The 20,943-nt window shown below is 30.4% G+C and carries 21 protein-coding genes and 1 other RNA gene; 7 read left to right on the forward strand and 15 right to left on the reverse strand.

What is annotated here, in order from left to right:
* Positions 1 to 35: 35 nt before the first annotated feature.
* Complete coding sequence (locus tag BM120_RS01330) at positions 36 to 458, reverse strand: RrF2 family transcriptional regulator (RefSeq protein WP_091992689.1); 423 nt, start codon at positions 456 to 458, stop codon at positions 36 to 38.
* An 18-nt stretch (positions 459 to 476) separates the two neighbouring features.
* Positions 477 to 1,403, reverse strand: a complete 927-nt coding sequence (locus tag BM120_RS01335) for an AEC family transporter (RefSeq protein WP_091992690.1) — start codon at positions 1,401 to 1,403, stop codon at positions 477 to 479.
* Positions 1,404 to 1,728: 325 nt separating this feature from the next.
* On the opposite strand from BM120_RS01335, the gene BM120_RS01340 reads away from it, so the two are divergent.
* Together BM120_RS01340 and dcd are read left to right on the forward strand one after the other, a co-directional pair.
* Positions 1,729 to 2,187: a low molecular weight protein-tyrosine-phosphatase gene (locus BM120_RS01340; protein ID WP_091992691.1), complete on the forward strand. Its 459-nt coding sequence runs from the start codon at positions 1,729 to 1,731 to the stop codon at positions 2,185 to 2,187.
* A 68-nt stretch (positions 2,188 to 2,255) separates the two neighbouring features.
* On the forward strand, positions 2,256 to 2,783 hold the full coding sequence (gene dcd, locus BM120_RS01345) for a dCTP deaminase (protein WP_091992692.1): 528 nt from the start codon (positions 2,256 to 2,258) through the stop codon (positions 2,781 to 2,783).
* Positions 2,784 to 3,024: 241 nt separating this feature from the next.
* Here dcd and BM120_RS01350 read toward each other — a convergent pair whose 3' ends face one another.
* The 9 genes from BM120_RS01350 to BM120_RS01390 form a co-directional block, all read right to left on the reverse strand.
* Positions 3,025 to 3,243 carry a hypothetical protein gene (locus BM120_RS01350; protein ID WP_091992693.1) on the reverse strand — a complete coding sequence of 73 codons (219 nt, stop codon included), beginning with the start codon at positions 3,241 to 3,243 and terminating at the stop codon, positions 3,025 to 3,027.
* 71 nt (positions 3,244 to 3,314) lie between these two features.
* A complete protein-coding gene (gene nrdF, locus BM120_RS01355; RefSeq protein ID WP_242941519.1) occupies positions 3,315 to 4,304 on the reverse strand; it encodes a class 1b ribonucleoside-diphosphate reductase subunit beta in 990 nt (329 codons plus the stop codon).
* 23 nt (positions 4,305 to 4,327) lie between these two features.
* A complete protein-coding gene (gene nrdE, locus BM120_RS01360) occupies positions 4,328 to 6,442 on the reverse strand; it encodes a class 1b ribonucleoside-diphosphate reductase subunit alpha (RefSeq protein ID WP_091992695.1) in 2,115 nt (704 codons plus the stop codon).
* Positions 6,443 to 6,544: 102 nt separating this feature from the next.
* Positions 6,545 to 8,677 carry a L,D-transpeptidase family protein gene (locus tag BM120_RS01365; protein WP_091992696.1) on the reverse strand — a complete coding sequence of 711 codons (2,133 nt, stop codon included), beginning with the start codon at positions 8,675 to 8,677 and terminating at the stop codon, positions 6,545 to 6,547.
* A 209-nt stretch (positions 8,678 to 8,886) separates the two neighbouring features.
* Positions 8,887 to 9,912: a glycosyltransferase gene (locus tag BM120_RS01370; protein ID WP_091992697.1), complete on the reverse strand. Its 1,026-nt coding sequence runs from the start codon at positions 9,910 to 9,912 to the stop codon at positions 8,887 to 8,889.
* A gap of 36 nt (positions 9,913 to 9,948) precedes the next feature.
* Positions 9,949 to 11,166: a class I SAM-dependent methyltransferase gene (locus BM120_RS01375; RefSeq protein ID WP_091992698.1), complete on the reverse strand. Its 1,218-nt coding sequence runs from the start codon at positions 11,164 to 11,166 to the stop codon at positions 9,949 to 9,951.
* 8 nt (positions 11,167 to 11,174) lie between these two features.
* Positions 11,175 to 11,477, reverse strand: coding sequence for an MTH1187 family thiamine-binding protein (locus tag BM120_RS01380; RefSeq protein WP_091992699.1), 303 nt, complete (start codon positions 11,475 to 11,477; stop codon positions 11,175 to 11,177).
* 8 nt (positions 11,478 to 11,485) lie between these two features.
* The gene (locus tag BM120_RS01385; protein WP_091992700.1) at positions 11,486 to 12,442 is read right to left on the reverse strand and encodes a glycosyltransferase family 2 protein; all 957 of its coding nucleotides are present in this window, start codon (positions 12,440 to 12,442) and stop codon (positions 11,486 to 11,488) included.
* Positions 12,443 to 12,543: 101 nt separating this feature from the next.
* On the reverse strand, positions 12,544 to 12,966 hold the full coding sequence (locus BM120_RS01390; protein ID WP_091992701.1) for a GtrA family protein: 423 nt from the start codon (positions 12,964 to 12,966) through the stop codon (positions 12,544 to 12,546).
* 186 nt (positions 12,967 to 13,152) lie between these two features.
* Here BM120_RS01390 and ssrA point away from each other — a divergent pair.
* Positions 13,153 to 13,503: a transfer-messenger RNA gene (gene ssrA, locus BM120_RS01395) on the forward strand.
* Between the two features lie 279 nt (positions 13,504 to 13,782).
* Here ssrA and BM120_RS01400 read toward each other — a convergent pair.
* A complete protein-coding gene (locus BM120_RS01400; protein ID WP_091992702.1) occupies positions 13,783 to 14,610 on the reverse strand; it encodes a tyrosine-type recombinase/integrase in 828 nt (275 codons plus the stop codon).
* 86 nt (positions 14,611 to 14,696) lie between these two features.
* On the opposite strand from BM120_RS01400, the gene BM120_RS01405 reads away from it, so the two are divergent.
* Both BM120_RS01405 and BM120_RS01410 read left to right on the forward strand, forming a co-directional pair.
* Positions 14,697 to 14,972 carry a hypothetical protein gene (locus tag BM120_RS01405; RefSeq protein WP_091992703.1) on the forward strand — a complete coding sequence of 92 codons (276 nt, stop codon included), beginning with the start codon at positions 14,697 to 14,699 and terminating at the stop codon, positions 14,970 to 14,972.
* A gap of 153 nt (positions 14,973 to 15,125) precedes the next feature.
* Positions 15,126 to 17,387 (forward strand): phage NrS-1 polymerase family protein, encoded by a 2,262-nt coding sequence (locus tag BM120_RS01410; protein WP_091992704.1) that lies wholly within the window; start codon positions 15,126 to 15,128, stop codon positions 17,385 to 17,387.
* Positions 17,388 to 18,002: 615 nt separating this feature from the next.
* Here BM120_RS01410 and BM120_RS01415 read toward each other — a convergent pair.
* A complete protein-coding gene (locus BM120_RS01415) occupies positions 18,003 to 18,443 on the reverse strand; it encodes a hypothetical protein (RefSeq protein WP_091992705.1) in 441 nt (146 codons plus the stop codon).
* A gap of 254 nt (positions 18,444 to 18,697) precedes the next feature.
* Here BM120_RS01415 and BM120_RS01420 point away from each other — a divergent pair, with 254 nt between their 5' ends.
* Positions 18,698 to 19,132, forward strand: coding sequence for a hypothetical protein (locus BM120_RS01420; RefSeq protein WP_091992706.1), 435 nt, complete (start codon positions 18,698 to 18,700; stop codon positions 19,130 to 19,132).
* 20 nt (positions 19,133 to 19,152) lie between these two features.
* Entirely contained in the window at positions 19,153 to 19,551 is a 399-nt protein-coding gene (locus BM120_RS01425; protein ID WP_091992707.1) for a hypothetical protein, read from the forward strand.
* Positions 19,552 to 19,759: 208 nt separating this feature from the next.
* Here the strand turns inward: BM120_RS01425 and BM120_RS01430 are convergent, their stop codons facing one another.
* A complete protein-coding gene (locus BM120_RS01430) occupies positions 19,760 to 19,969 on the reverse strand; it encodes a hypothetical protein (protein ID WP_091992708.1) in 210 nt (69 codons plus the stop codon).
* A gap of 716 nt (positions 19,970 to 20,685) precedes the next feature.
* Complete coding sequence (locus tag BM120_RS10660) at positions 20,686 to 20,808, reverse strand: transposase (protein ID WP_143076500.1); 123 nt, start codon at positions 20,806 to 20,808, stop codon at positions 20,686 to 20,688.
* Positions 20,809 to 20,943 lie beyond the last annotated feature (135 nt).

The raw sequence follows: 20,943 nt of genomic DNA on the forward strand, positions 1-20,943 counted from the left end.
GATTCAATCGCCAACAACTATTTGTATAGTCCCAATTACTTTCTTTCTTTGATGCTCATTAATCTATGCTCTACATCCTCTAATGTTATTTCACCAAGAACAACAAGCACCTTATCGTTTAGCAATGAAAATAATTCTGTAACATATTCTCCCATTCCACTTGCAATTATACATTCTGAGCTAATATCTCCAGAATGCCATCTAGTATCAATCAATGGTATATTAATTGCATCATATACATCTCTTAAGGTTATTTCTTTCCCAGATTTTGAAATAATGTAACCTCCATTTACACCAGCCTTTGTTTTTACCAGACCAGCTTTCTTGCATTTTGACATTACCTTTCTGATTCTAACAGGATTTGTGCATAAATTCGAAGATAATTCCTCACTGGATCTTGAACATCCATCATGCGCCAAACATACTAAAGCATGTAGAGCAATAATAAACTCACTCATAATTTACCTCCTAAAAAATCAAATTATTCCAGCAAAAATCGGCACTGTCAATACGCTCAATATGGTTGTGATAAAAACACATTTTGAAGAAAATCCAACACTCGTGTTATACCTCTCAGCCATAATAGTTGTAAAAGCTGGACTAGGAAGTACCGCTGTATAAAACATTATAGCATACGGCAAGTTGGAATTGACATCAATCTTAAATATTTTTATCAAAAAAAGTAAAAAAATTGGTATCACAATCATTCTTACAAAAGTCAATCTATATGCTTCTCTATCTGTAAACATCTCTTTAAAATCATATTTAGATAGGGAAAGTCCTACTATTATCATCGAAAGTGGAACAGTTAGACTTGAAACATAATTCAACAAATCGAATGCCGGTCTTGGAATCTTGAATTGAGTAAAATAAATAATCAACCCAATGACCACAGCAAGGTTCTGCCTTGTAAATATCACGCTTCTAAAATTGACCTTGTCCTTTAAATTATAATTTAATGTAATTAGTTTTATTCCTAATGAAAATATCAATAAGTTCTGAACAATATTCGCCATTACCATAATGAATAAACCATCATTACCATACAATGAATACATTAATGGATATCCAATAAATCCATTATTGGAAAATACTATTGCAAAAATCCAACTACCCACCTTCTTTTTGTCTACCTTAAAAATTCTCGTAAGCAAATATGCAAGACTTGCCATAATAATATGGAAAACAAATGCCAGTAGTATTACTTTTGTAGCATCTCCTATCAGCTCCGAGCTAAAGGGCCTAATCATTGAAACAACAATAGTACACGGAATGCTCACATCAACCAACAAATTCGTGAAGTCGTTTATCGACGAATGTGCAATAGCTTTCCTTGCACCTAATATGTATCCAATAAATAGTAAAATAAATAATATCAATACGTTTGTAAAAACAATTTGCAATTATACATGCCCCCTTTTCCGTAGATACTTTTATTATAACACATTACAAGTATAAAATCTATCAAGCTATAAAAACGTACGGCATCAATTTGTAGTGTTACAATTGAGGTGAGAAAAAAATAAAAAAAGAGATAAAATTTTTTCTCTTAAAAGTGTCTCACATCATTTACAAATATACATTATATCAAAAGAAGTAAATTAATTCTCTAGTGTTACAATTTTAAATAAAATCGTTGTTGAAGATATGTAGATATCAAAATCCTTTTTTGATATAATTATCTAAGATTACTTTTTATATAATCAAATTATTTATACGGAGGTACCTATGAAAAATATCATGTTTGTATGTCATGGAAATATTTGCCGTTCTCCAATGGCAGAGGCTCTTTTTAGAGATATGCTAATAAAGAACGATCTTCAAGATAAGGTTTTTGTTGACTCTTCAGCAACATCCTACGAGGAAATTGGAAATCCAGTTCATAAGGGAACGAGAAAAAAGCTTGAGGAATTTAACATATCTGTAGACGGATTATTTTCAACAAAACTAAAAAAATCCGATTTTGACAGGTTCGACTATATATTTGTGATGGATAACAATAATTTAAACAACATAAAAAGAGAATTCGGAGAGTATGACTCCAAAAAAGTAATGAGACTATTGGATATCACAAGCTCCCCAAGAGATATCGCCGATCCATGGTATACTGGTAATTTCGATAAAACATATAACGATATCTATGAAGGCTGCTCAGTTCTGTTAAAAAGAATAAAATCGAATTTTTAAGTAGTTGATAAAATATATTTGAATATGATAAAATAGTCGTATAATTACGTTTACAGGAGGGTTAAAAAATGATACTATCTGGAAAAGAAATTCTAAGGAATGTTGAGTCAAAAAATATAATTATTGAGCCTTTTGATAAGAAAAAAATAAATCCTAATAGTTACAATCTATCTCTGTTCAACGAACTGCTTGTTTATGAAAACAACGTATTGGATATGAAAATTCCAAATCCGGTGAAAAAATTAGTAATACCTGAAGAAGGATTGCTCTTAGAGCCAAATAAGCTTTACCTTGGTAGAACAAATGAGTTCACAAAAACAGAAAAGTATGTACCAATGCTAGAAGGTCGTTCTTCAACTGGTAGGCTTGGTTTATTTATTCATGTCACAGCAGGCTTTGGTGATATAGGATTTGCTGGATATTGGACTTTGGAAATATTCTGTGTTCAACCTATAATAATCTATCCAAATACTGAAATTTGCCAGATATATTATCATGATATTCACGGTGACTACGATTTATATAATAGTGGAAAATATCAAAATAACGTTGGAATTCAACCTTCTTTAATGTATAAAGATTTTGAAAAAAAATAAAATACAATTGCAATAGACCACACAAATATCATTTATAGCATAGGAAAACAGAGGTTGACTCAAAGGCACCTCCATAGCTACCGAGGATAAAGCATATATTAGTAGTGGCAAGCTCCTATCATCCAAAAATAATTCTATTTAGGAAACAAGCTCTATGCAAAAAAGCATCCAAACATCCATTTTCACATTTGTAGAATACAGGATACTTTTTGCATAGAACTTACCTTTAAATCAGTCTATTTTAGTTAATATACTTACTACTATTTATTATCTTCCTATATTCCTTGTTTATCTCTTGCTTAAATTCTTGATTGTAAACAAGTTCTAATGCAAAGAATATCTCATCCTCAAATAATTCACCAAACTTCTCAACAGCTATTCTCTGTTTTTCTTGGAAAATTTTCTGATTTTCATTCATAAATTTTCTATTTATGTATATTGATTTTTTCTTTTCGTCCATATCATCCTCGCTACAATTAAAAATTTCGTGATTTTTTACCACAGTATACTATTATACAACGAATACTGATATTATTCAAATATAAAATCTGAATCCTCTAAATCCTCGTAAATACCTTTTTGATATCCATTCCCCTTAGTTGAAAAGAAGTCATGTGTTTTTGTTTCTGTACTAAGTCCATTCAATACAATTGCGTTGACCGGTTCAGCTTTATAAAACTCTCCAAATCCAAGATTTGTCAGTGCTGTATTAGCATTATATTTCAAAAAATTTATAACCTGTTCTTCTAGACCAGTACCCTCATACAATAGTCTTGTATATTTTTCTTCATTATCCATCAATTCCTTTAGCAAGTCGTACATCTTGTCTTTTAACTCATTTCTATCATCATAGCCAAATTGATTGTATTTTTCTTGAGCCAAAAGACCAATGTATTTACCATGAAGCGACTCATCTCTAAGAATTAGAGAGATTATTTCCCCACTTGAAATCATTTTGCCTTGACCTGCCAAGAATAGAGGATAGAAAAAACCACTGTAGAAAAGAAAGCTTTCTAAAAATACACTTGTCACCATTGACAAATACAGACTCTTCGGATCTGTCGTGTTTTTATACTGTCTAAGAACTATTCTAGCCTTATTTTGTAGCAAAGGCTCTTCTTCTATCCATATAAAGAGATCGTCTATTTCTTTTTTAGACAAAAGCGTTGTAAAAATACTTGAATAGCTTTTAGCATGAATTTCTTCCATTGTTCCCATAAATGACAGAACTGCCTTTCTTTGAAGGTTTTCAGTTAAATCCATCATCGAAGGTATTCCATCATTTCCTTGCTTTGTATCCAAAAGAGTCAATCCAGCGAGAACTCTTTTGTACAAAATCCTCTCTTTTTCTGATAAATTCGACCAGCTTGGAATATCCTTTGATATAGGAATCTCCTCTGGTAGCCAGAATTGTTTTACATTCTGTTCCCAAAATGCTTGTGTAAATTCGTCATCCTCTGTATCCCAATTTACTGCCTTATGCACCTTATTTACTTGATCTATCTCTTGCAATTTGCTCATTTTCATTCTCTCTTTCTGTAACATTAAACTGAACAAGCAACACAATCGTTGTTGAGATCTCTCAGCATTTTTGTTCTAGTATAATATAAGCTCTTTAATCCTTTTTTGTATCCATAAATATAGTATCTAGCTATATCTCGAGTCGTTTTATCATCAGTCACAAATAATGTGGTTGAAATCCCTTGATCGACGTGAGATTGTACGGCCGCAACAACATCAATCACCTTCATCATATCTGTATTGTACGCACTCTTATAAAATATCATATTTTCATTTGTCAAATATGGCATTGGATAAATAGTGGTTGAATCTCCGTAAATTCTTACTTCAATCTGCTCTGTTATTGGCATAACTGAAGATGTAGAATTTTGTACATAGCTGATGCTCTGAGTAGGGGCTATAGCCATCAAATATGCATTGTAAATTCCAGCTTCCTTTACTTCATCAAGCAATTTTTTCCAATCTTCCTTTGTTGGGATGTATATGCCCTCAAATAGCCTCTGTACCCTTTCGTATTTTGGTTTAAAATCAGTAATATAGTATTTTCCAAGAACGGAGCTTTTTTCGCCCTTTGCATATTCCGATTTTTCAAACCCCTCAAATTTTTCATTTTTTTCCTTTGCGATATCCATAGAGGTTTTTATTGCATAATATCTTATCATTGCAAAAAATGTATCACAGAAATCTACAGCTTCCTTTGTATCGTACATAATATTATTTTTAATTAGATATCCATGTAGATTCATCGCTCCCAACCCCACAGAATGACTTTTATCATTTCCATTCTTTATAGTTGGAACCTCCTCGATACTAGTAATATCACTGACATCAGTCAAAAATCTGATTGCAACATCTACCGATTTATCTATCTCTTTATTTTCCATCAAATTTGTGATATTCAATGATCCCAAATTACAGCTTACGTCCTGCCCCCATGTGCTTTCAATCGAGCCAAAGCTCTTTATATCCGAAGGAGTCTGATATTGGAATATTTCACAGCATAGATTCGACATCCTTATTATTCCAACATCCTTTAAGGTATGCTCTCTATTTGCCGTATCTATATAAACTATGTATGGGTAACCACTCTCCATTTGAGTTGCAGCAATTCTCGTAAGCATTTGTCTTGGGTTTATTTCCTTTTTTCTTATGTCAGGATCTGCAACAAGCTTATCATACCACTCATCCATCTTTAAATCATCAAGATGAAGCCCATATTTCTTAAATATTGAATGTGGATAAAAAGCATATCCAATTTCATTTTTTTCAGCCAATTCCATAAATTTATCTGGAACAATAGCCCCAATTGACAATGTAGCAAGCCTAACTCTTTCATCGGCATTTATTTTCTTTGTATCCATCAGGTTATCAAAATCTGCGTGTAATACATTTAAATATACTGCTCCAGCACCTTGTCTAGCACCCATTTGATTGAAATAGCTGAAGCTCTGTTCAAGCATTTTTGCCACTCCTACCACACCTCCACTGGCGCCTTCTATCCCCTTGATAGATTCTCCTCTGGCTCTCAGTCTTGTGAGATTAAGTGCTACACCCCCGCCAATTTTTGAAAGATGATTTGCAGAAGATACTGCATAGCTTATTCCTTCACAGCTATCTTCAACTGTAAGCAAAAAACAACTTACCAATTGACCTGCTCTTTTTCTTCCCAGATTCAAAAATGTTGGCGTTGCAGGCTGAAATTGCTGAGATATCAAAGATTTCGAAACTTTTTTTGCTACTTCCTCATCTCCATTAGCTATTGCTAGAGAGCATATCAATATCTTATCTTCATAAGTTTCCAATATATTCTTTCCATCATCTGTCTTTAGTGCGTAATTTTCGTAAAACTTGCTTGCACTCATAAACGATTTAAATCCAAAGCCTTGTGACTTTATATAATTATATAATTCCTCAATATATTCCCTACTATATTTATCTATAATCCTTTTTTCATAATAGTTATTATTTACAAGATAATCTATCTTCTCGCCTATATTACTAAAGCAAAGCATCCTTTTATCAACAGAATCCCTTAAGTACAAATCTAATGCTTCTTTATCTTTATGCAATTGATATTCTCCGTGTATATCTCTCACTATAACTTCATTGTTCAGTTCAATATAGTTCGTCATTCTCATGTGTTATCTCCTTTTTAAAATACTCTTATATTATTACCCTGAAAAAACAAAAAATACGCATCAATATATAGATACATTGACACGTATTTTAAATATTTTTTACTAATTATGTACTACCACTGGCATTCCTTCTTTTGCCAATGAATAGAATTTTGCAGCCTTGCCATAAGGTGTATTTATACAGCCATGCGAACCAGCAAACAAATACCTACTGCCACCAAAATATGGCTGCCAATTAGCATCATGGATTCCTATATTTCCGTTGAATGGCATCCAGTATGATACTGGCGATGAATACCCAGGACCTCTAAGAGTTGCATTTCTCGTCTTATAGTTTAGAGGATATATTCCTGTTGGTGTAGCATCTCCTTTGCCCGGCTGACCAGAAACTATCGGAGTTGAAACCAAGACCTCACCCTTTCTAACATACCACATATACTGCTTTGACAAATCAATTTCAATAAATTCATCACCCATATCATTCTTATCTCTTGACATTGCAGTCTGGTAATAAATTGGAGTTCTGTTAGCTATATTCTTTTTTTCACTGACCAATTTATACAGCTCATCAGTTTCTTTTTCTCTATCTATCAGCCATCCGTAGATACCACCACTAACCTTTAGCTTTCCACCAGTCGAAGCAGAGTCGATTTCTCTAGTATCGCCATAAGTAGAGTATTTTCTACTCAATCCTCTGACAAATTCTCTAACTTTGTCCTTGCTTAATTTAACGTCATAATTCCCTTCAGAATCTATATCAAACATACCTACAATAGCTTTACCTGTTGCAGTATATTTTTCGTATCCAAAATCATACTCAATCTTATTTTCTGTATACGGTTGAATAAATTCAACTGCTTTTTCAAGCTTTGGGTTTGAAGCGTTATTTTTCTGAGCCTTGTACACCGAATCAGGATATTTTTCTGAGGTCGCTTCTGAAACCAACATATTAGAAACATAAGCATACACAGCCTCTTTTTTTGGTGTACTCCCTAAATCACCTTTATTTATGACTACTTTTTTCCCTTTTTCATCATAATCAGGATATGGACTGACTGGCTCCTTAATATTTTCTTTCTTAAATATATTTAATTCAGAGACAATCCTCTCAAATTTATCTTTGTCATATTTTATATTTAACTTCCCATCAATGCTCTCACCTTTATATAAAGCAAGAGGCCACCCAAAAAAGCCCTGCTCTGATTTCACTTTTTTTGCACTAGAATCCTTCACATACTCCAAAGCGACACTTGAGCCCGCAATTGAATCTTTGACATTATTTCTACCCTCAATTACTAACTTATATCCTTCGATTTTATCAGCTGCTAATTTATCAAGCTGATCTGGAGTTTTGTAAGAAACATCAATTCCATTTACAATTGTATTTGGGAAAAATCTCATACTAAAAATGAAGCATCCAATCCCATATATTACTAAAAGAATAATTACAATTGCACCAAAAAATTTCTTTATAGCACGCTTAATACCACTACCCTTTTCAGGATCCTCAACATCATTTATTTCAGTCTGAATCGGAGCAGATTTTATAGCTTTTTCTCCAACAGCCCCTTCTTTGTTTACTTTTATTTCTTCTAATATTATTTCCTTTTCCTCAATATTATCCTTGGATTTCTCATCAGTTTGTTCATTCTTCTCTGGCGTAATATCTTCCTTTCCCATATTTGCCTCCTTACCCTGTGCTGCCAATCTAGACTCGGCTACTTTTACCTCATCTTCAAAAGTAGCATTCTCAATTTTTATTCTTTTAATTTCATTTATATTAGTTTCTGATTTTTTCATTTTTAGATTTTTTTCTTTTTGAACCTTTGGAACACTTTCTGTAATCCCATTTTCTATATCCTCAGCTGTGAATATATCATCGACTGTCATCACATTTGCGTCAGATTCATTTTGATTTTCTAAATTTCTTTTTCTTCTTTCCAAAATCATTCTCTCATCTTCAACCGAAATAATTTTATCAGCTGTCATCAATCTACTATTAGAAGTAGCATCTTTGCCATAACTATCACTACTTTTCATCTTCTCAATTTCTTTTGCGTAGTATTCATCAGAGCTTGACTTCTTACTCTTATTTTCCTTTATTTTATCAGTAAAATTCAATTTTTCTTTATCGTAACCAGCAACATCTGCTGTAAAATTATCTGAACTCTTCACAAAGAAACGTGTTTTTTTCTTCCGTTCCTTTTCTAATCTCTTTCTTTCAACCCTAGACATTTTTACTCCTCATAAATAACACTCAGTTTTGAACTTTTCATCAAAGCCTTCACTTTAAAAACAGTATTACTATACAGTTTATCATATAATCACTCATTCTTGACATTTTTTACCAAATTGTAACGAAAAATTTTACATGATAAAAGTATGAATTTGAATAATTTATTTATTTTTTTATATTTTTTAATTTTTTTATATTTTTCTGAATGCTATTTAATCTTTTTCCAAAGCTTATATATAAGTTTATATACAGCAAAGGGACTATTCATAAGAATACCTATAAGAAATTTATCCTTTGAATTCAAAATATTATTGGTTAATTGTAAATCTTTATTTTCCCTGATAAAAGCCTTATATTCTCTCACTTCAGCTAAATTTATTTTCTCACCGATTACCATTCTGTTTATGTGATCAATGCTAAATTTTAACACATTTTCTTTTAATAAGCTAATAATCTCTACGTACTCGCTCTTATTTTTCTGATAGATATCAAAAATATTTCTGTAAGCAGTTATTTGGGTATGGAGTTTTGACGAATATCCTCCTGAAGATATTCCATCCTTATTTTCAAAATAATAATATAGTTTTTTATTCAGGACACAAATATTATCACAACTATCGATATAAATACTGTTAAATAGAAGATCTTCGCACATCGCAATATCCTCTCTAAATGCCATACCATTACCTTTGTCAGCAAAAAATAATTCTGATATTTTGTTCATTCTATACATTTTATTCCAAACATATCCTGCATACGAGCTTCCAAGGTGAATAAGCTTTGAAGCATCAGCTCTTGATATATTAGACACATCATCTTCTTCCATTCTTTGATCACAGGATTTATCTGCAAGCTCTTCCATTTTTGAAAACCTGTGATATCTGCACATAACCATGTCCACACCATCACAAAAGTATTTCGCCATTATCTCCAGCTGGTATTTACTCATCATATCGTCAGCATCAATAAACGTTACAAGCTCCCCACTTGCGTTTTTTATCCCAGTATTTCTAGCTGATGACACACCTTTGTTATTTTGATAAATGTATTTTATTTTTTTGTCAACATAATCGCTAATTATTTCTTGTGTATCGTCTATTGAACCATCATCTACAATTATTAGCTCAAAATTCTCATAGCTCTGATTCAAAATGGAATCAATACATGACTTAATATATTTACCCGAATTATAGGCAGGCAAAATTACCGAAACAAATTTATCTTTATTAGCCATAAAAAAACTCCCCCAAAATAATATTGCCAAATAACATTAAAATCTTCCAGCTGATTTTAGAAGGTTATATAATGTTTGTTCAAAATTAAATATCTTTTTCAGCCTTGTTATTTCTTCAAATGATTTTTCTCTCTTCTCTTTGCTTATATTTGTCTTGTATGCTCTAATCAAAATATTCTTTGGAGAATGAGAAATATCAACAAGCTCTAAAACCTGAGTTTTATATCCCATATATTCCAATAGGTTTGCTCTAATTGAATCCGTCATTAAAGATGCTACTCTCTCCTTTATAAGTCCAAACTTAGTAAGGATCTCTAAATCATCGGTTCTTATAGTAGAGTTTACCTCATGCTGACAACAAGGTACAGAAAAAATCATTTTCGCATTCCAATTTATTGCATTGAATAAAGCATAATCTGTGGCAGTATCACATGCATGAAGAGTTATAACAATATCAATATTATTGTTATATTTATAGTTTGAAATATCGCCAATCTCAAAAGCAAGATTTTCGTATCCATATTTTTTTGCGATCTCATTGCATGAATTGATAACATCCTCTTTCAGATCAAGACCAATAATCTCAACATCTAATGCTTTTACAACAGTTAGATAATAGTATAATACAAAAGTCAGATATGATTTCCCACATCCGAAATCTAATATCCTTAACACTTTTCTGTCTTTAAGATATCCACTCTGCTCCAGCTTACTTATACCATCGTCAATTATCTCAATAAATCTATTAATTTGCTTAAACTTATCATATTTTGAATTTACTATCTTACCCTCTTTGGTAAAAATACCCAAATCGATAAAAGCCGGAATGTACATTCCTTCTTCCAAAATATATTTCTTTTTTCTATTATGTGAAGTAATGTGTTCATTTTTCAAGCAACTTGCAGTATCGGATGACTTTTTCTTTTTCGAAAAAAGAATTTTTTTCTTTTTAGTTATCCTCAAATTAAAATTGAAATAAGATGATTCTGCATCAATTTGGTTATAATAATTCAATTTCTCCAAAATATTTTCAATTAGCTCATCAGCTCTAATTATTGTATGAAATACTTGCTTTTCTGTATATCTTTCAACGCTATACACAGATTTGCCATCTAATTTTTTTTGAACTACCTTTGTTGTTTTGTATTTATATGTTTTATCAGAAAGCCTGCTAAAGGTAATTCTTATAGGCTTAGCTTCTGCTATTTCATCACAATATGCAAGCAGCTCTTGACTGTTCTCTATGCTGTTCATTTTTTTACCTACTTCAATTTTGAGTTCACAGAATTCAATTTCTGTTCCATAGTTGAAATTTTATCTCTTCTATCATCAACTTTTATGATTGAATATACTCTATCAACACCCTTATCAAATACGTCTTCTTGTATTTTCCTTATCAGCGAGAATATTTCATCAATATTCCCCTCCATTACAGTTCCCATTGGGTTTAGCATAAATTTTACACTGCTTTGAGCTGATAAAATATCGTGAGCTCCTGCAACATATTTACTTGCACTTGTTGTTCCTGTCCCCAAAGGACATACTGTCAATTCCACTATAGCCATAAGTACACCTAACCTTTCGTTACAACATCTGACACACCTTCAGATTCTTCCTTTGTCAAATAAATTGGTCTATTCTTTACTTCAAGATACATTTTCGACAAATATTGTCCTAAGACTCCGACAGAAAGAAGCTGAATACCACCCAATAAAAATATTGAGCAAATTACTGTTGGGAAACCTTTAACAACTTCACCAAATAAAATGTACTTGAATACAAATACCAGCATCACAATAGCTGAAAGGAAAAACATTATAAACCCTAGAAAGCTAGATAATATCAAAGGTGTTGTCGAAAAAGCAACTATACCTTCAATAGAATATTTAAAGAGCTTTATATAATTCCATTTGCTATCACCACATACTCTGTCTACATTGTTGTATTCAATATCTGTGCAGCTGTAGCCTACCCAACTGAAAATCCCCTTGGTAAACCTATTATATTCACTAAGCTCCAAAACAGAATTTACAAACCTTCTGTTCATCATTCTATAATCAGTAGCATTCTTTTTTATTGTGGTTTCTGATAATCCATTGATAACTTTATAAAACTGAGTTGAAAGAAACCCTCTTATTTTCGATTCACCCTCTCTATCCTTTCTTATCGTACCAACACTATCATAATTTTGATTGATTATTAAATCTGCCATCTGGTGAATCAGCTCAGGTGGGTGCTGTAAATCTGCATCCATCAAAACGACAAGCTCGCCTTTCGATTTTTTTAATCCTGCAAAAATTGCAGCCTCCTTGCCAAAATTCCTGGCAAAGGAAATATACTCTATTCTATCATCCAATTTTTTTAAATCTTTTATTTCATTCAAAGTATTATCTTTTGAGCCATCATCAATAAATATTATCTCATACTTGCCAAAGTTTGAATCTTTTTCAATCTCGGAACTCAAAACACTATATAATTTTTCCAAAACGCCTTCCTCATTATAACAAGGAACAATCACTGATAAAAACATAAACTACCTCCCCCTGAAAGTTATATCAATATTAATTGTATGTATTAATTCATATATCTAATTTATATATTTAATTCATATATTTAATTCGTATATTTAATTTAGTCATTTTTCTTTTCTTTGAAAATAATAAGCTTGCTAAAAACATAATTCAGCACTACAACAACAACTGCGACTAGTATCTTTGAAACATCACTTCCCATTCTAATTAACTCAACCATAAGAAATAAAAGTGCCGTTTCAATTGCTCCAGAAAGTAATCTTGCCACAAAAAACAAAATTATTTCTCTCAGTATCGGATAAAAACCGAAATTGACCTTCTCAAAAACAAATACTCTATTTGTAGCATATGCAAAAAGAACTGATATAAACCATGCCATAACATTTGCGTATAGATAGTAGATGTTTACAACCTCTTTTGCGAAAAAATAGACCATAAAATTGACTATAGTTGTGAGCACACCAAAAACTAAGTAGTTTATTATCTCCCTATTTTTCGACAGTATATCTAATATTTTTTGCATAATTGTCTCCTCAAAACCTTACCACGATATTTTTATTAGTAAATCTACTAAATAATTATACCATTTTGAAAAAAATAATTAAACCATTTTGAGCAATATTAATTGACTAGATGGATAATATTTGATTTTATTTAAATATGATGGTATAATGTAGCTACAGAATCTCTCGTTTGTATTATTACATATGGGGGTGTACTGGTTTCGACGTGGGTTTGGAACTTGAAACAGCATGCCGTGTTACTCTGGGTCACGTAACAACTGGAGAAATTTAAAACAAACGCAAACGAAGAAAATTTATTAGCTGCTTAATAGCAGTTCGTCCTTCTTAATCCTCCTGCCGATTAAGAACTGATGTCATTTATGCAGGGAACTCCTTCAAGGATGTCTTGACTTGAAGCAGAATAATCAAGGCTAGATGAACTCAAAACCTGTCACTCGGTGTTGAAGAATTCGAAACTTTAAAAGAGCTGACTAAGCATGTAGACGTAGCAGGGAATAGGCTTGCGGACAGGGGTTCGATTCCCCTCATCTCCACCAATTTGATATTATAAATGGCGAATATATTGGAAATACTGAATTTAGAGGTTTGGTATTTCCTTTTTTATTGCTATAATGCAATAACTGTGCAATAACTAGGACAGCTTCAGGAAATTTACATAAAAAATACCCTCTTCAGATGATTATTAAGAGGGTTGAATATTGTAGCGATTCCAAAACTGGAAACGCTCTAAAATTGATTATTTATTTTTTATATAGAACCTGTGTTAATATATTTGCTACCGTACCTATATAAAGGATGGGTTTACCACAAAAAAGTTAAAAACTAAATATAGAGTTTAATGTATCAACGGCTTTATATTTTTCTTCTTCCATAACCTGAGTATATATGTTAAGTGTTGTTTGTATATCGGCGTGACCTAATAAGGTTTGTACTGTTTTAGGTGGCACACCATTCTCAAATAAACGTGTGGCGTATGTTTTTCTTAGTCCATGAAATTTAATAGGGTTTATATCTAATTTCTTTAAAATCGCTTGTAACGTCCTGTTAGGGCGTTTATTGTCTATTGTCCTACCTATTTCATCAGTAAACACGTAATCGCTTATATGATAGCTTTCACCGTATTTTAATCTATTCTCTAATTGTGTTTTACGTTGTTCTTTTAATTTAGGTACTAGAGAAGATGGTAAAGGTATTACACGTACACCATTTTCTGTTTTAGGTGTTTGTTGAACGTCCTGTAATGATTTATTTAAGTTATCATCAAATACATATGTTTTCTGTAATGTTTCCTCAACTGTAATTGTACCGTCTGTAAAGTTTACATATTGCCATTTTAAGCCTAATAACTCGCCTAAACGCATACCCGTTCCTAATGCAGTTAAAAATAATAATTCTAGCTTATGACCTTTTATATATTCACATAATTTTATTTGTTCCTCTAGTGTTAATACCTCTCTTTTTTTAAGTTTTGTACATTTAGGCAGCTCAACAAATGAACAAGGGTTTTTTATTAATATATCCTCTTTAACGGCTGAACTTAAACAAGCCTTTAATTTAGTGTTTATACGTTGTATAGTCTGTGGTGTGATATCCTCTTCAATTAGATTATCCCCTTGAGTTAAAGAGGTGTAATTATGATTGATATATTGGGTGCGTGTAAATACGCTGTGTTAATAGGTTTAGAGTATATATTAATGTTATTTAGATAATAGAAAGGTAGGTATTTCCAATGAAATTAAACGAAATCAAAATTACAAAAGGTATGCAAGAAGCTAGACGCATAAGTAAAGAGGTAATAACTGTTATTGATATGGTAGCGTGTCAAAATTCATATAATGAAGCGTACAATTTAGCCAAAAAAGAATATACAAACAGTAGTGTTTTATTTTTAAGTCGAATAGCTCTAACTGATATATACGTGGCGGGATATATAGCGGGTGTACGTGCCGAAAGAGAAAAAAGACGTAAAAAAAATACCTCTACGTCAATAGAGGTAAATGATTAATCTCACAAGGGTTTTAGAGATTAAATAAAACTTGAATTGTAATTATATTATATCATATATCCGTGTAAATAGATATATAAAAAGCTAAATAAAAAAGGGGGTGTCGTATTTTGCTACACCCTTAAAGCATTATTAAAGACAAGGGGTGAGAACTTGAATATAGACAATATACCACAAGAGTTAAAAGAAAAAAATATATGGTGTGTGAATGTAGACAAAGTACCATATAGACCTGTATTAATGTACAACAAGCTAAAAAAAGCAAAAGCTAATAAACCTGATACATGGGGTAAATTGGAAGAAGCTTTACAGTTGGTTGGAAATACATACATAGAAAATGAACGTAATAAGGATACAGGAAAATGGGATATTCAAACAAATCGTACTATATCAGGGTTAAGCATGATGATAACAGAGCCTTATACGTTTATAGACCTAGACCATGTTATTAACGATAAAGGAAATTTATTGCCTAGTGCTGAGGAGATAATAAAGCAATGTAATAGCTATACAGAGGTATCGGTTAGTGGAACAGGCATACACATTATATTAAGTGGTGTTTATGACCTTAAATTAAATGAAACAGGAAAGCATAAAGGTATTTCGTTAGCTATAGAAAATTGGGAACAAACAGAGGATATAAAACCTAATATAGAAATATATCAGTCGAAGAGGTCTGTTGTGTTTACTACTAACGTCTATAATGGTATGAACGCTCTAAATGACGATATAGAGCCGTTAAAGTGGTTTGAGGGTAAATACCTAACCAAAGCAAATAATCCACTCAAAAACGATAATATAGAGCCTATAGAGTTTATCGCATATACGGAGTTTAACGCAGAGGTAGAGGCAGAAGCAGGACGTATACTATACAAATTAAAAAATAATAAAAAGTTTATGGATATATTCAACGGTGATATATCAAGTTACGACAGTGGTAGCGAGGCTGATATGGTTATGTGTGGTACTGTGGCACGATATACAGATGATACAAGAGTAATCGACTGTATATATAGGCGTTCACAAATGTATATATCAGGAGATAGACATAAAAAATGGGACAGACCCGACTATAAAGAGAGAACCATTAAAAAAGCCTTAGAAAATAAAACTAAATTAAAACGTAATGAAAAGGGCGTACCTCTTCATACAAAAGAAAATACTGAAGCTATATTAAATATATTAGGTTATGATGTTGGCTATGACGTTTTACTGAATGATGTATGTATTACTAATATTAACCAAAAGCACGATATAGGATACTACATAAATAAAATATATTCATATTGCCGTAGTATTGGTTTTAACATAAAGAAAAATGACCTTGAAGAGTATATATATTGGTTAGCAAGAGAACGCCCCTATAACCGATTTAGAGAATATTTATTAACCTGTGAGAGTAGTAAAAGTCCCTCAGAAGAGTTTAAAAAGCTACTTAACACAATAGAATACGATATACCAATATCGGAAGTACAAGAGTATGAAGAGATAAAAACACTTTATGACAGTATGGTGTTAAAATTCTTAATTAGTATCGTGGCTATTAATATAGGTGATGATGATTTATTTAGAAAAGAAAGTCCAAATATTGAGGGGACATTAATATTAAAAGGACCTCAGGGAATAGGAAAAACAACATGGTTTAGAAATCTAGTACCTAAAGGATTTTTTAAAGAGGGAGCCATATTAAATGACCATAAAGACACTAAAATAGAAACTTATAAATATATATTGGTTGAGTTGGGAGAGCTTGAAACGACCACAAGGAAAGAGGCTACAGGATTTTTAAAGAATGAATTAACAAGAACATCAATTGAATATCGTGTACCTTATGCGAAATCGTCAATTAAGTTTGCTAGACATACAATGTTTTGTGGAACTGTGAATGAAGATACGTTCTTAAAGGATAGTACAGGTAATAGGCGATTTTGGGTTATTCCTGTAAAATCAATAGACCTAGACACACAAATAAATATAAATGATTTATGGGCTGAAATAGTAACTACATTTAGGTTAGGTTGTATATGGTACTTAGATAGAGACGAGAAGCAATTACTAGAACAGTTAAATAAAAATTATGTTGATGTAAATTACATTGGTATGGTTTTAGAAAGTACCTTTGATTTTACTGAAACTGATAAAAATAAATGGTTGTATGCACGTACAGAAGCCGTAATTGACTTGATAAGGGATAGTTTAAGTAAAAATACTACCAAGAACATGATAATAACACAATTAAAAATGTTAGGGTGTGAATACTCAGGTGTTAGACTTATGCGGTGGGATAGAAAAAAAACTAAACTATGGAAAATTCCACCGATAAAAAATGTAATTAATCTACGTTGTTCAAGTGATATATACAAAAAATCAAACGGAGAATTTATAAAACTTTTCTCACACAATAATATTAAATAATAGTGGGTACTTTGGGTACTTTTTCAAAAAAACGAAAAGTACCCACTGAACACATTGAAATATCAATATTTATATCTATTTGGGTACTGGGTACTTATAAAATATGTAAACCCTATATAGAATTATTAGTAGTATATATATGGGTGTATAGTATACTGTGCTAAAGTTTTTCAGGTACCCAAGTACCCACTTTAAAAGTATTGAAAATGCTATATTGTAGGGTTGATGTTGGTTACTTATACCAAAAGTAACCACGAATAAGACATATATTTCTAATAAAAAAAATAGAAAAAAGGAGAATTTATAAAAAATGAGTTTAAGAGAAAACATACATTTAATACACATTAAAGAGCCACAATATTACGAACGTACAAATTTTATCGTATGTGGACATAAATTAAATTATGCACTAACTAATACATTTAGTTTAAATGGATATATTACCACGTGCGATAATAAAATATCATATTTAATAGGAGTAAAAGAATATACACCTATCGCAGAGAGGTGCTCAAATTCATTTTTCAAATTCATAGTAACACCACCTTCTTCAACACCATATCATATAAAACGTTTTTTTGTCAACCGTTATCGTTTGGTTATTTTTTATTCTCCTTACTTCCTCTTAAAAAACTTCACAATTTTATCAAAAATAGAACCATTAATATTTAAATTTGAATCAAGTTTTTCCTCAAGCAATAGAACTTGATTATTTTGAGAAATCTGTAATAATTTACTAATTTGCAAATCTTTTTCAATTAATTGAGATTTCAATATATCAATTTCATCTTTCAAAATAGAAATCGTTTCATCTTTAGATTGTAAAATAGTATCATCAATTAAATCATTTTTTGAATCTATTTTAATATTTTCAACTGTTAAATTGAAGTATTTACCAATACTTTCAATGTTATCTTTATGTGAAACATATGAACCTGTTTTTAAATCTTTAGTAAAAAGTAATTTAAAATCATTATCAGAATGTAACTTATAATATATCTTACCTTTTGCTATTCCTAACTTTTTACTAATTTCAAAAATTGAAAAATAATCCATAATTTTATACTCATTTTAAAATGTTAATTAAGTTATATACTTAAAAATAACTATATAACTTAATTATAGATATTTTAATTTTAAAATACAAGTATACATTTATAACAGTCAATATAATATACAATTAATATAATATCTAGAGAATTCAGAAAATATGTGTAATTTTTATATTGACATAATAATTATTTTTTGTTATTCTAAAATCAATAATATTATTAAATTATTAATAAAAAATTGTAAAAAAGTAGAAAAAAATGAAAAAAATAATACCCTTAATATTGGCACTTATAATTGGATTTCAAACAATAATTGTATCTGAAGCGTTCTATAGCGATGGCAAACAATATGTAAATATGGAAAAAAATTATCTCATTGAAAATACAATAAATAAACATAATTTCAATGAAATACAGCCAAAATCTGCACCAAAATATATTTCAAAAAAAGCTATTAGATGGATTATTAAAAACACAACAACAATTACTAATATTGTAGGAAAAAAATTTGGACGAAAAGCAACTGTAAAAGTTGGTAATGTAATATATAATATAAAACCAGCGTTAAGAGCACTTGAAAAACTTGATAAAATTACATACGGTAGATTAAATAGTGCCATATTAAAAGCCACAGGTTCAAAAACTATTACATATTGGATAATGATAGCTATAGAAATAGTTGCACCTATTTAATTTAGAAATGGAGTAATATCATGGATTTAAATAATAATGATACAGAAAAATTAAATTCTGATTTAGAGTTAAGTTGTATAATAAATCTATTATTAGAAATAATTAAAAATAATCATGAAGATATGATTTATGATATAAATTTTATTTTCTTGGACAAAGCATTGGATATTAAAACACATAAAAAAATTTTTGTTGAACTATTGGGAGGATATCAAAAAGAATTTATATCAAAAGGTACAATACCTAATATAGAAGATATTCATGAAAAACTAATAAAAATAATTTCAATTAATGACTCTTATTTAGAAGGAATATCCTATCTAAATAAAAATAAATATAATTTAGATTTTACTAGAAAATTTCTAAAAAGAATTAGAGAAAAAAATGAAGAATTCACATTTTTGACTAAAATTAAATAAAATTTAAAATTAAAAATATCATCGGGAAATTACTCGGTGATATTTTTAATGGATATTATAGCTAATATAATAAGTTACTTTTACAAATAATTAGACAATAACAAAAAACTACGATATTAAACTTCAATAAAGTTTAATCCTATACAAACACACATTATTCATATCTATTTTTCATAATATATATTATAAATTTTTAAAGAATAAAATATTATTCTTTAAAAAGCTCTATAAAATCTTTTTTTGATAACACAAAATAACTCACTCCTAATGGAACTAAATCTTTGAATTTTTCGTATTCAGGACCTGCAATTAATCTAGTATAATTAACTTTATGTACAGCTTTTTCTTTCATCTTTTCCATAATAGAAAATAAAACATCATCAGAATAAAGCTGTTTTTCATATACAACTTTTTCCAAATTAACTGACTTAAAAAAGCTTTTTTCTTGTAATTATCATTACTGACTTCACCAGTCTGTAAATCGATATTTGCAAGCTCATATTGCTTAGCAAAATACTTGGAAATATATAACGCAAAGATAACATAATATGGATATTTAAAGCACCCTATAACGGGGTGTCTTTTTTATGTAATACTTCATTATCTGAGTCCCTAAAAAGGTAAGAAAAGGAAACATATATACCCGTGTTAAACCCAACAAAACCTAACTTATTAATTATGTAATGTTGGAAAATGTTGGCATGTATGATTTATATAGATTTTATTAGCTGTGCAATACCGTACAATAACTGTGCAATAACTGGAACATAAAAGCATAATAAAATATGGTAAAATATAGGTTATATAAATACAAAATGCTGTATTTTCAACGCTTATAAATATTATAAAATTAAACAAAAAATAGCATATACAATCCCCTCATCTCCACCAAATGAATTTAAAAATATGGTGAATATATTGGAAATGCTGGATTTTACGATGTGGTATTTCTTTTTTTATTACCAAAATAACAGAACTGTATGGATTCACAAAAAAAGAGACTTTATATAAGCCTCTATTTTTTATGCAACAAGGCAAAGAGCCTGTATTCAACATGACTCATCCATCCTAGCTTCTATTTAATTCTCTTTTCATTGTAATATACAATTTATTTTTCAATTTATAAATAGCTACTCAGTTTAATATCATCCTCTTATTTGTAATACCATATTTTCTTGCTAAACAGCATGGACTTTTATTTCCTGATAAGTATTCAGACACTATTTTTTTCTTAATTTCAAAAGAATATTTTTCCATGAAAAAACCGACCTCCCAATCGTTAGATTTTGGGGTCTAACTTTTGGTGATCGGTACATTTTACCATAGAAGGACTTATTTTTATTTACAAAGCTTTTGCATACTCTCTAAATATATATATATAATTAATAAACC

This window comes from Peptostreptococcus sp. D1 (genome assembly GCF_900112955.1).
GTDB lineage: Bacteria > Bacillota > Clostridia > Peptostreptococcales > Peptostreptococcaceae > Peptostreptococcus.